We start from the raw sequence: 11,523 nt of genomic DNA on the forward strand, positions 1-11,523 counted from the left end.
CAACAAGCCACTGGCCCTGGGCCTAGCTCCATCTCAATCAAGAAACAGCTTCGGACCAACCACTGCATCAACGGCAATGACGCTGTAGACCTGGCGGGCCTGGCAACCCGCACAACGCACTACAGCGTTCGCGCAGGATCCGTCAGCCCGTACTGGTTGGCCAGACGCGCCAATGCGATGTTGTCCTGGATGCCGACCTTTTCGAACAGGCGCGCCTTATGCGTGTTGATGGTCTTGGAGCTGAGGTTCAAGCGCTTGGCGATGTCTTCCTGACGCAGCCCCTGGGTTAGCAGCAAGGCGACTTCCAGTTCCCGCGGGGACAACGAGTCGAACGGCGAACCGCCGCCTTCCAGATTCGACAACGCCAGGTTCTGCGCGATCGTATTGCCCAGATAGCGCCGCCCCAGCGCGACTTCGCGCACTGCACGCAATAGTTCGTGCGCATCGCCACCTTTGCCGACATAGCCGGACGCACCGGCTTCGAGCAGACGCTTGGGCAGCGGGCCGTCTTCGAGCACCGATACGATGATCACGCGCGTGCCGTAATCGCCCTTGACGATACGCTCGGTGATCTCCAGTCCGCTCACGCCTGGCAGATGCAGATCGCACAGTACAATGTCCGGTTTGAGCTGACGAATCTGCGGCAGTGCGGCTTCGCCACTCTCTGCTTCGCCCACGACATCGACGTCCACTTCCTTGGACAGAATCATCTTCATGCCGGTACGCACGAGTGCATGATCGTCGATCAGAAAAACTCTGATGGTCATCCTTGTTGTCCTCGCTAGCGGCTGGCTGATGCAGCCTATCTCCGTGAATAATTCAGGGCAAGCTCGATGCGACGTATTACGCTCAAGTCAGAGCGCCAAGACGCATCACTACAGCATGCATGACATGCGCAAATCCCGACGTTGCAACGTGTAACAATGATGCGAGCGCCTGTACGACCAGGTGCATCGGGCAACCCAGTCGCGCTCGGTCAGATTTTCCCTGTATCGGCAGTACCTTCGCCATCAATCAACGGGTTCAGTGCCGGATCCAGTGCGATGCGTTCGTCGAAGACGAAGCAACGGCCGTCATAGCCTTCTCCACCGACCTCTTCGAAATAGCCCAGGATTCCGCCCTCCAGTTGCAGCACGTTGTCCATGCCATCGGCCTGCATCCACAGCGCGGCTTTTTCGCAACGGATGCCACCGGTGCAGAAGCTGACCACCGTGGTATCGGCCAACGCCGCACGATGCGGTTCCAGTGCGTCAGGTAAGTCGGTGAACTTGTCGATGGGCAGCGTCAACGCACCCTGGAAGGTTCCGTACGCCACTTCCTGCGCATTGCGCGTGTCCAGCAGCACCAGCGGGCGGCCACGATCGTCCTGCCCATGACGCATCCACTCACGCAGCACGGCAGGCGTTACCGAAGGCGCGCGACCTTGCAATGGCGATGCGTCGCTGCGCCGGAAGCTGATGATTTCCGGTTTGATCTTGACCTTGAGCCGCGCGAACGGCTGCTGCGCACTCTCGCTGTACTTGATCCGTATCCGCGCGAAACGCGCGTCGGCCTGCAGCCACGCGTAGAACGCGCCGATCTGCTCGGCCGCGCCGGCCAGGAACAGGTTGATGCCTTCCTCGGCCACCAGCACCGACCCTTTCAGCAACCGTTGTTCGGCCTGCGCGAGCACGCTTGCAGCCAGCGTCTGCGGATCCTGGATGGCGACGAATTGGTAGGCTGCGGTATTGGTGATCATCCGGCTATTTTAAGGCCGCGGGCAGCCTCTAGCGAGCGCTGCGAATTTGAAGGCGAGGCGGCGCAATAGTGCGCGTACAACCGCATCAAACCGGGCCTTCAGCCGCGCAGCAGCAGAAACGGCAGCAAGACCAGCGAGGCGATCACCAGCATGCCGATCAGCGTCGCGATCACGAAGACCGGTCGCCTGCGCAGCAGCGCGCCGAAGGTTTCCGCGGTGCCGGCTGCCAACTCCTCCTGGCGCTGGGCGCGTGCAATCGCACCGCGCTGCGCCTGGTAGGCATCCATCGCCGCCTTGGCGCGCGGATAGTCGGTATCGTCGCTCAGCCAGAGACCGCCTGCAGAAATCCCCCAGTTGCTGGGACGCGTTTCGTAGAACCGCACCGCCTGCTCGCGCATCAGCGCACGCACCTCGTCGGCTTCGTCTTCGGGAACGTTACGCAGATTGAGCAGCAGCTTGGCCATGCCGCGATGATACCGGGACCCAGGTGCGATAATGGCCGCCTTCCTTCAAGGACCCTGCCATGCGCCTTCTGTTGACGCTCTGTGTCGCCCTGCTGCTCGCAAGCTGCGCACCCGCCCTGCCGCCCTCCGGTGGCACCATCGCCAGCTTCGAGCGGATCGACCACACCGTGGGGACCGGTGCAGAAGCCACGCCAGGTGTGATGGTGACCGTGCACTACACCGGCTGGCTGTACGACGAAAAAGCCGCCGACAAGCATGGCAAGAAGTTCGACAGCTCGCTGGATCGCGCCGAGCCGTTTCAGTTCGTGCTGGGGGGCCACCAGGTCATTCGCGGCTGGGACGATGGCGTTGCCGGCATGCGTGTCGGCGGCAAGCGCACCTTGATGATTCCGCCTGAGTACGGCTATGGCGACAACGGCGCAGGTGGCGTGATTCCGCCCGGCGCATCGCTGGTGTTCGATGTGGAATTGCTGGGCGTGCAGCCGCGCTGAGTGCCAGAACGATGACGGATCTGAGCACGCGGCGGCTGGCCGTGATCGGTGGTGGGCCGGCCGGTTTGATGGCGGCGGAAGTGGCCTGCGCGGCAGGCCTGGCAGTGGATCTCTACGAGGCCAAGGGCTCGGTGGGGCGCAAGTTCCTGATCGCCGGCAAAGGCGGTTTGAACCTGACCCATTCCGATCCGATGCCGCTGTTTGCGCAACGCTATCGCGAGCGTCTGCTGCCGGTTGCTGCGTGGTTGCACGACTTCGACGCTGACGCGCTGCGCGAGTGGGCGCGCGGGTTGGGGGTTGAGACCTACGTTGGCAGCTCCGGACGGGTATTCCCGATGGATCGCAAGGCGGCGCCATTGCTGCGCGGTTGGGTGCGCCGGCTCAAGGACCAAGGCGTCGTGTTTCATGTGCAGCATCGTTGGCTGGGCTGGGGCGAGAACGGCGCATTATGTTTCGACACCCCTAGCGGCGCCGTCGAACGCACAACGGATGCAACGGTCTTGGCGCTTGGTGGCGGCAGCTGGCCGCAACTCGGCTCCGATGGTCTGTGGCAGGCATCTCTGCAGCGACACGGCATTGCGGTTGCGCCACTGGTGCCGGCCAATTGCGGCTTCGATAGCGAGTGGAGTGCGCACTTCGTGCAGCGTCATGCAGGTGCGCCGCTCAAACCGGTGGTTGCGCACTGGCAGGATCGCAATGGCGTGCAGCACGCGTTGCAGGGCGAATGCGTGGCTACGGCGACCGGCATCGAGGGCAGCCTGATCTACGCCATGGCCGCGGACCTGCGCGAGCAGATCGATGCGCATGGCGTTGCCGAAATCGTGCTGGATCTGATTCCCGGCCGCTCGCTCGAACGCGTGCATACCGAACTGGAGCAGCCACGCAAGGGACGCAGCTTCAGCGAGCACTTGCGTCGCCAGGTCGGGATCGAGGGCGTCAAGGCAGCCCTGCTCTACGAACACCTCGGCAAGCAGGCGGGCAACGATGTTGCACTAGTCGCGCGCACGCTCAAGCAGTTGCCGCTGCGCTTGCTACGGCCGCGCCCGCTCGCCGAAGCGATCAGTTCGGCAGGGGGCGTGCGGCTGGAGGCGCTGGACGATCGGTTGATGGCGCTCGCGCAACCCGGCGTGTTTTGCGCCGGCGAAATGCTCGATTGGGAAGCGCCGACAGGTGGCTACCTGCTCACCGCCTGTTTCGCCAGCGGATTACGGGCTGCACGTGGCGCGGTGCAGTGGCTGGAACAACACGAGGTGCGCGCTACAGGCGATCGCCGACCGCTGCACGTGGCCACACCGATTTGACGTCGTACACCACGGCACCCGGTTTGCCGAGCGCAGCGATGCGTGCCACGTCGTAGTCACGATACTGCGCATGCGCTACCGCCAGCACCACGGCGTCGTAGGCGCCCTCTTCTGGCGTCTCGCATAACTGCACGCCGCCATGCTGCAGCGCCTCTACAGGGTCAGCCCAGGGGTCGCAGGTGTCCACCTGCACGCCAGCAGCCTGCAGTAGCTGCACCAGTTCCAGCGCACGGCTGTTGCGCAGGTCGGGGCAGTTCTCCTTGAAGGTGGCGCCCAGCACCAGCACCCTGGCCTGCGCGAGCGCGACGCCACGCATGGCCAGCATGCCGCAGACGCGCTCGGCCACATGTCGGCCGACACGGTTGTTGACCTGACGCGCGGTGTGGATCAGGTCCGGGTGATAGCCCACGCTTTCGGATTTGTGCATCAGGTAATACGGGTCCACGCCGATGCAGTGCCCACCGACCAGGCCGGGACGAAACGGCAGGAAATTCCATTTGGTTCCTGCAGCCTCGAGCACATCGAGCGTGTCGATTCCCAACTTGTCGAAGATCAATGCCAGTTCGTTGACCAGCGCGATATTGACGTCGCGCTGGATGTTTTCGACCACTTTGGCCGCTTCGGCCACACGCATCGACGAAGCGCGCCAGGTGCCAGCGGTAATGATGCTGGTGTACAGCGCATCGACCGCATCAGCGGCTTCCGCCGTCGAGCCGGAAGTGATCTTGCGGATGTCGCGCAGACGCCGCTGGCGGTCGCCGGGGTTGACGCGTTCGGGGCTGTAGCCGCAGAAGAAATCCTGGTTGAAGCGCAGCCCGGAGGCTGCTTCAAGCAAGGGCACGCAGACTTCTTCGGTCGTGCCCGGGTAGACGGTGGATTCGTAGATCACCAGATCGCCGGGCTTGAGTGCAGCGGCGATCAAGCCAGTGGCGCTACGCAACGGCTCCAGGTCCGGCTGCTCGAAGCTGTCGATCGGCGTCGGCACGGTCACGATGAAAATGCTGCACGTGGCCAGGTCCGCAGCGTTTGCGGTGTAGCGCAACTGCGTTGCCGCGGCCAGCTCGGTGGCGTCCAGTTCCAGCGTGGCATCGTGGCCATCGCGCAACTGCGCAACGCGCTGCGCATCGATGTCGAAGCCCAGCGTGTCGCGCTGCTCACCGAATGCAACCGCCAGCGGCAGGCCGACATAGCCAAGCCCGATGACGGCGATACGCCCCTGTGGCGATGGGAGAAGCGTGTTGCCGGACATGCAGTTCCTTGGGAATGGTGCGCGACCGCTAGCCGCGTGCTGTGCGGCGGCAGCATAGCGCAGGCAGCAAGAGCGAGGCAGTGCATGATGGACATCGCAGCGATTCACAATCGCCGCGCAATCAGGCACGCTATCGCAATGCCCGGGTGGCGAAATTGGTAGACGCAAGGGACTTAAAATCCCTCAGCCGCAAGGCTATGCGGGTTCGACCCCCGCCCCGGGCACGTTTTATTCGCAACCCGTGCCAGCGCACGCTGGAGTGGTTTTCGAGCTGCGTGACGCTCAACCACGCGCCACCGACACATGATCGCGTGAGTCCGCAGCAGATGGGTGTTTACCCGCGGCGCCGGGCTGCGCGCTCGACAGACTTGTGCTGCATATCGCGTTGCCAGGTGGTCTCGACGCCACCTGCCCCCTACTCATCCAAGCCGTCTGCGCGCGCAAGAAGCGACTGGAAGGAGCGTCCACTATCGGGACGCTTGAACGTGATTGCACAGGGCGTCGCGCAAGACACCCACTCCGCAACACATCACATCACATCGATGTCTGCCGCAAATAAAAAACCCTGGATATCGTGCGATATCCAGGGTTTAAATTTGGAGCGGGAAACGAGACTCGAACTCGCGACCTCAACCTTGGCAAGGTTGCGCTCTACCAACTGAGCTATTCCCGCGTGGAGCGAAATTGTACAGCGTGTTACTTGTTTGCGCCAGCCCTGTCGTTGCTACCAACTGCAGAAAACAGCGCATGCAATGTGGAGGCCTGGGCCGGAATTGAACCGGCGTACGCGGATTTGCAGTCCGCTGCATAACCACTCTACCACCAGGCCGAAACTTCAAACCCAAGGCATCCTGCCTTGAAACAACGAGGCCCCTGACGCGGGGCCTTATCTATATCTGGAGCGGGAAACGAGACTCGAACTCGCGACCTCAACCTTGGCAAGGTTGCGCTCTACCAACTGAGCTATTCCCGCTTGGGAGGCGAAATTCTACAGCGAACAGAATAGGTGTCAACTGTTGCTTTCGATTTTTTTCGGCTTGGTGCTGATCGCCGCTTTTTCGTCGGCGCGCAGGCTCGGCCAGGCGGCCTGCAGGTACTGAAAGCCCGACCACAGCGTCAATAGCGCAGCGACTGCCAGCGTCCAGTAACCGGCACGGAAGATCAGGTTGCCGAACCAGATTTCATGCGTGGGCATCTGCCCCGGCGTGACCGAGTACAGCAAACAGAGCAATGCCACCATTTGTGCGGTGGTCTTGACCTTGCCGATCGCCGCCACACGCACCTTGGCGCGCTGGCCGATCTCAGCCATCCACTCGCGTAGCGCAGAGACGGCGATCTCGCGCCCGACGATGACTGCGGCCCAGAACGCCATCCACGGCGTGGGGTGGCCCTGCACGATCAGGAACAACGCCACGGCGACCATCAGCTTGTCGGCGACCGGGTCCAGAAACGCGCCGAACGCGGAATACTGGTGGTAACGCCGCGCGACCCAGCCATCCAGCCAGTCGGTGATGGCAGCCAGCGCGAACACGCCGGCGGACGCAAAATTCGTCCACGTGTACGGCAGGTAGAACACCACGACCAACACCGGGATCATCAGGATCCTCAGCAGTGTCAGCCACGTGGGGATGGTCAACTTCATTACGGACTCGACTCGCCTGCCGCATCGGGAAGCGCCAGCCCGTGCAGGTTAGCGTAGATTCGCGCGGCAAGTGCGGCATTGACCCCTTCCACGCGGGCAATCTCGGCCTCGCCGGCGGCCTTGAGGCCCACCAGCCCGCCGAAATGCTTGAGCAGACTTGCCCGACGCCGCGGGCCGATGCCGGGGATGTCCTCGAGCTTGCTGGTCATGCGCGCCTTCTGGCGGCGCCCGCGGTGACCGGTGATCGCAAAGCGGTGCGCTTCGTCACGGACCTGCTGGATGAACTGCAGCGCTGGCGAAGCCGCGCCCGGCCGCAGCTCGCGGCCGTCGGCCATGATCAACGCCTCGTGCCCCGCCCTGCGTTCTTCGCCCTTCGCCACGCCGACCAGCAGGACGTTTTCGACCCCGAGGTCGGCCAGTGCGGCCTGCGCCTGCGCCAGCTGGCCGGCGCCGCCGTCGATCAGCAGCACATCGGGCAGGACGCCGTTCTCTTCCACGGCGCGACGGAAACGGCGCTCGATCGCCTGCCGCATCGCTGCGTAGTCGTCGCCCGGGGTGATGCCGGAAATATTGAAGCGGCGGTACTGGCCGCGCACCGGGCCGCTGGCATCGAACACCACGCACGAAGCGACGGTCGCCTCGCCCATGGTGTGGCTGATGTCGAAGCACTCCACCCGCTTGACCGCTTCGGCCAGCCCGAGCATTTCGCGCAACGCCTCGCTGCGTGCGTGCTGCGCGCTCTGGCTGGTGAGTTCGGTGACCAGGGTCAGCTGCGCATTGCGCGTGGCCAGCAGCAGATAACCGGCCCGCTCGCCGCGCACGTTCCACTTCAACGCCACCTTGTGTTCGGCGGCCGTGCTGAGCGCGGCTTCGATCAACTCGGCTTCCGGGATCTCGCGGTCGAGCAGGATCTCGCGCGGCGGCGAATGCTCGGCGTAGTACTGCGACACGAACGCGCCCAGGATTTCGTCGGCGCTGTCTTCGCCATTGGTCTTGGGAAAGAACGAGCGCGTGCCGAGGTTGCGGCCATCGCGAAAACTCAGCAGCAACACGCAGGCCTGGCTGGATTGCGTGGCGCAGGCCAGCACGTCCAGATCGGCCGCGCGGCCGTCGACATACTGGCGGTTCTGCATGCTGCGCAGCGACGACAACAGATCGCGCAGACGCGCGGCACGCTCGAATTCCAGCGCCTCGCTGGCCTGCTGCATCGAGTGCATGATCTCTTCGCCAAGCTGGTCGCTCTTGCCCTCCAGAAACATGGTGGCGCGACGTACCGATTCGGCGTAATCGGGCGCTGCCACCAGGTCCACGCACGGGCCGCTGCAACGCCCGATCTGGTACTGCAGGCATGGCCGCGAGCGGTTGCGGAACACGCTGTCTTCGCAACTGCGCAGCTTGAACAACTTGTGCATCAGGCTGAGTGTTTCGCGCACGCCGGTGACGCCGGTGTACGGGCCGAAGTAACGCCCCTGCACCGCACGCGGACCACGATGCAAGGCGATGCGCGGCCAGTCTTCGCGCGTGAGCAACACATACGGGTAGCTCTTGTCGTCGCGCAACGAGACGTTGTAGCGCGGCGACAGCGATTTGATCAGCTGGTTTTCCAGCAGCAGCGCTTCGGCTTCGCTACGGGTCACGGTGACGTCCATGCGCGCCACCTGCGACAGCATCGAAGTCAACCGGGCGTTCTTCGGTGTGCCGTTGAAATAGCTGCCGACGCGCTTGCGCAACGCACCGGCCTTGCCGACGTACAGCAAGGTGTCATCGGCCGCATACATGCGGTAGACGCCAGGCGCGGTGCTCAGCTGCGCAGCAAACGCTTTTCCATCGAAATCGCTTTGGGGCCTTGCGCTCATTCGTCTATCGCAACATCACTCAGCGCGCCGCTTGCAAGGTCGTAACGCAAGATCGCGTGTGCATCGGTTTCTGCGATCCATACCGCACCGGCGGCAACCGCGAGGCCGGCTGGACCGTGCAGGCGACGCGGCAACTCGACCGTGGTCAATTCGCCGCCGCCCAGACGCAGGCAGCGCAGGCGGCCGTTGCCGGTGTCGGCGATCCACAGCAGCGGCGAATCGGCCGCCAGCGCGATGGCTTGCGGAAACTGCAGCCGCGCGGTGCCGCGCGGGCCGTCCTCGTCGCCGAACTGCCAGGTGCCCTGCCCGCCGACCAGGGTCTGCACCAGGTCGCCACGCAACTGCATGATGCGGATCGATGAGCCCAGCCCATCGCAGACATAAGCCACCTGCTGCACGGATGCCAGGCCGGCTGGCTGCGCAAACGCAGCAAGGTGGCCGCTGCCGTCGCGAATCTCAAGTGCACCGGTGCCTGCGCGCGCGGTCAGTGCAGCGCGGCCCAGGTGATAGCTCCAGATCCGGTTGTCGCCAGCCATGGCGATCAGCACCTGGTTGTCGGCGATTGCCAGACCTTGCGGATAGTTCAGCGCAGAGGCGCCGGACGACGCCAGCGGGCCTTCGACCGGCTCGCCGGAGCGGCCGGTGCCGCACAACGTGTCCACCTGCCCGCTGCGCAGGTGGATGCGACGCAGTGCGTGGTTACCGGTGTCGGCCACGTATAACTGGTCGCGCTCCAACGCCAGACCCTGCGGACGCCGGAATGCGGCTTCGCCGATGCCGCCGTCGATGAGGTCGGCGTTGCCATGCCCGAACTGACGCAGCACGCGGCCGCCGTGCGTGCACTCAAGCACGCGGTGGTGGCCGGTATCGGCGACGTATAGCCGGTCTTCGGTTGCCACAAGGCCGGTTGGAAAACGCAACGCCAGGCGCGGCTCGGGCTCGCGTTCTGTTACGCCGTGCAGGTCGGCATCCGATGGCGGCTGCTGGCCTTCGCACAAGGCGCTCAGTGCCTTGTCGAGATCGCCGGTGATGCCCACCAGGCGCTGCCGCTCGCGGCCGTAGGCATCCAGCAACACCAGCGTGGGCCAGGATTCGATACCGAAGCGGCGCCAGGTTTCCCAATCCTTGTCGAGCAGGATCGGCGCGCTGACACCGTGTCCGCGCAGTTGTTTAAGCGCGCGTTGCGGCAGGCGCTCGCTGTCGAACCGCGGGACCTGCACCACGATCACCTGCAGCCGGCCCGGGCTGCGCGCCTGCCAGTGGGCAAGCTCGGCCAGGCGTTCGGCGCACCACACCGAACTGGCATTGACGAACGCCAGCACCAGCGCACGGCCGCGATGCTCCTGCAAGGTAGATGGCCTGGCATTGAGCCAGGTGGGAAATTCCGGCAGTTCCTGGGTGAGCTGGGCATTCATGCGGTAATTATGCCCAAGCGCGATTAGCCGCGGGTGAGCCTGGCCACCGTCAGGCGTGCGGCAGCGTCGACCAGCTGCCATACCTGCTCGAAGTCGTCCATGCCGCCGGTGTAAGGGTCGGGGATGTCATCACGGGTTTCGATGCCGGCCCAGGGCAGCCACAAGGCAAGTTTTTCGCGCTGCGCCGCCGGCGCGATACGCTGCAGATCGCGCAGATTGTTGCCGTCGGCGCACAGCAGCCAATCGAAATGCTCGAAATCCGAGCGCTTCACCTGACGTGCGCGAAGACCGGAGATATCCACGCCATGGCCGCGCGCGCAACGAATCGCGCGCGGGTCCGGCGGATCGCCGGCATGCCAGTCGCCGGTGCCGGCCGAATCGACGTCGATGCGCCGAGACAACCGCGCCTGGTCCAGTTGCGCACGCAAGGCGCCCTCGCCCATCGGCGAGCGGCAGATATTGCCCAGGCAGACGATCAGCACCTTCATGCCGAGGCGACCCGCATCTGCGCACGGGCGAGGTCGTCAGGGGTGTCGATACCCGGCGGAAACGGCTCGGGCGTCACGGCCACTGCGATGCGATAGCCGGCCTCCATCACGCGCAGTTGTTCCAGCGACTCGATGCGCTCCAGCATGCCGGGCGGCATCGCCGCAACGCGTTGCAAAAAGCCTGCGCGATAGGCGTAGATACCGATGTGGCGCAGCCACTGGCCCTCGGCAGGCACGCTGTCGCGCTGGTTGGCGAAGCTGTCGCGATGCCAGGGGATCGGCGCACGGCTGAAATACAAGGCATCGCCGCCGGCGTTGCGCACCAGCTTCACCACATTGGGATCGAACAGGTCGTGCGCGTTGTCCACCGGCGCGGCCAGCGTGGCCATTTCGGCGCCGGAACGCTGCAGCAGATCGGCGACCGCGCGGATGCCGGCCGCCGGCGCGAACGGTTCGTCGCCTTGCAGATTGACCACGCAGGTCTGCTCGTCCCAGCCGGCAATGCGTGCGCATTCGGCAAGACGGTCGGTGCCGGAAAGATGCGCAGTGCCGGTCATCGCCACATGCACGCCGGGCAGATGCTCGATCGCCTCGGCAATACGCGCATCGTCGGTGGCCACCCAGACCTCGCGCGCGCCCGTCAGCAACGCACGCTCGGCCACGTGCTGAATCATCGGGCGATCGCCGATGCGTTGCAGCGGTTTGCCCGGCAGCCGCGTGGAAGCGTAACGGGCGGGAATGGCGACGACGAAATCGGCAGGTGTGGTGGTCATACGGGCGTGCTCTGGGAAGCTGGAATGTGTGGGGAAACGAGATGGGCAAATGGCATGATGCATCTGTGTGCGTGAGCGCAGGCATGGCGTCCAGTTGGCGCGGCCA

Annotated in this window: 11 protein-coding genes and 4 tRNA genes; 3 read left to right on the top strand and 12 right to left on the bottom strand. The window is 64.5% G+C overall.

Features of this window, described 5'->3' with window-relative positions; genetic code table 11:
• Positions 1-119: 119 nt before the first annotated feature.
• From A7D16_RS04040 to A7D16_RS04050, 3 genes are all read right to left on the bottom strand, one after another.
• Positions 120-767 (bottom strand): response regulator, encoded by a 648-nt coding sequence (locus tag A7D16_RS04040; RefSeq protein WP_064630067.1) that lies wholly within the window; start codon positions 765-767, stop codon positions 120-122.
• A gap of 209 nt (positions 768-976) precedes the next feature.
• On the bottom strand, positions 977-1,738 hold the full coding sequence (locus A7D16_RS04045) for a sulfurtransferase (protein WP_064630069.1): 762 nt from the start codon (positions 1,736-1,738) through the stop codon (positions 977-979).
• Between the two features lie 98 nt (positions 1,739-1,836).
• Positions 1,837-2,202: a DUF6164 family protein gene (locus tag A7D16_RS04050; protein WP_064630071.1), complete on the bottom strand. Its 366-nt coding sequence runs from the start codon at positions 2,200-2,202 to the stop codon at positions 1,837-1,839.
• A gap of 59 nt (positions 2,203-2,261) precedes the next feature.
• Here A7D16_RS04050 and A7D16_RS04055 point away from each other — a divergent pair, with 59 nt between their 5' ends.
• Both A7D16_RS04055 and A7D16_RS04060 read left to right on the top strand, forming a co-directional pair.
• Positions 2,262-2,693, top strand: coding sequence for an FKBP-type peptidyl-prolyl cis-trans isomerase (locus tag A7D16_RS04055; protein WP_064630074.1), 432 nt, complete (start codon positions 2,262-2,264; stop codon positions 2,691-2,693).
• A gap of 11 nt (positions 2,694-2,704) precedes the next feature.
• Positions 2,705-3,994, top strand: coding sequence for a TIGR03862 family flavoprotein (locus A7D16_RS04060; RefSeq protein WP_064630076.1), 1,290 nt, complete (start codon positions 2,705-2,707; stop codon positions 3,992-3,994).
• On the opposite strand, the gene A7D16_RS04065 is transcribed toward A7D16_RS04060, so the two are convergent.
• Positions 3,951-5,243 carry a nucleotide sugar dehydrogenase gene (locus A7D16_RS04065; RefSeq protein ID WP_064630078.1) on the bottom strand — a complete coding sequence of 431 codons (1,293 nt, stop codon included), beginning with the start codon at positions 5,241-5,243 and terminating at the stop codon, positions 3,951-3,953. The two genes, A7D16_RS04060 and A7D16_RS04065, sit on opposite strands and share 44 nt — an antisense overlap.
• A gap of 140 nt (positions 5,244-5,383) precedes the next feature.
• Between A7D16_RS04065 and A7D16_RS04070 the strand changes: the two genes are divergently transcribed.
• Positions 5,384-5,467 (top strand) — tRNA-Leu (locus A7D16_RS04070).
• Between the two features lie 373 nt (positions 5,468-5,840).
• On the opposite strand, the gene A7D16_RS04075 is transcribed toward A7D16_RS04070, so the two are convergent.
• From A7D16_RS04075 to kdsB, 8 genes are all read right to left on the bottom strand, one after another.
• Positions 5,841-5,916: transfer RNA gene (locus tag A7D16_RS04075), tRNA-Gly, on the bottom strand.
• An 82-nt stretch (positions 5,917-5,998) separates the two neighbouring features.
• Positions 5,999-6,072, bottom strand: a tRNA-Cys gene (locus tag A7D16_RS04080).
• A 68-nt stretch (positions 6,073-6,140) separates the two neighbouring features.
• A tRNA-Gly gene (locus A7D16_RS04085) sits at positions 6,141-6,216 on the bottom strand.
• Between the two features lie 36 nt (positions 6,217-6,252).
• The gene (gene pgsA / locus A7D16_RS04090; RefSeq protein ID WP_064630080.1) at positions 6,253-6,885 is read right to left on the bottom strand and encodes a CDP-diacylglycerol--glycerol-3-phosphate 3-phosphatidyltransferase; all 633 of its coding nucleotides are present in this window, start codon (positions 6,883-6,885) and stop codon (positions 6,253-6,255) included.
• Positions 6,885-8,741 (bottom strand): excinuclease ABC subunit UvrC, encoded by a 1,857-nt coding sequence (uvrC, locus tag A7D16_RS04095; protein WP_064630082.1) that lies wholly within the window; start codon positions 8,739-8,741, stop codon positions 6,885-6,887. Before uvrC ends, pgsA begins: the two co-directional genes overlap by 1 nt.
• Positions 8,738-10,156: a hypothetical protein gene (locus A7D16_RS04100; protein WP_064630084.1), complete on the bottom strand. Its 1,419-nt coding sequence runs from the start codon at positions 10,154-10,156 to the stop codon at positions 8,738-8,740. The genes uvrC and A7D16_RS04100 overlap by 4 nt, the downstream gene beginning before the upstream one ends.
• Before the next feature lie 23 nt (positions 10,157-10,179).
• The gene (locus tag A7D16_RS04105) at positions 10,180-10,644 is read right to left on the bottom strand and encodes a low molecular weight protein-tyrosine-phosphatase (RefSeq protein ID WP_064630086.1); all 465 of its coding nucleotides are present in this window, start codon (positions 10,642-10,644) and stop codon (positions 10,180-10,182) included.
• Positions 10,641-11,417, bottom strand: coding sequence for a 3-deoxy-manno-octulosonate cytidylyltransferase (gene kdsB, locus A7D16_RS04110; protein WP_064630088.1), 777 nt, complete (start codon positions 11,415-11,417; stop codon positions 10,641-10,643). Before kdsB ends, A7D16_RS04105 begins: the two co-directional genes overlap by 4 nt.
• Positions 11,418-11,523 lie beyond the last annotated feature (106 nt).

This window comes from Xanthomonas nasturtii (genome assembly GCF_001660815.1).
In the GTDB taxonomy this organism is placed as follows: domain Bacteria; phylum Pseudomonadota; class Gammaproteobacteria; order Xanthomonadales; family Xanthomonadaceae; genus Xanthomonas; species Xanthomonas nasturtii.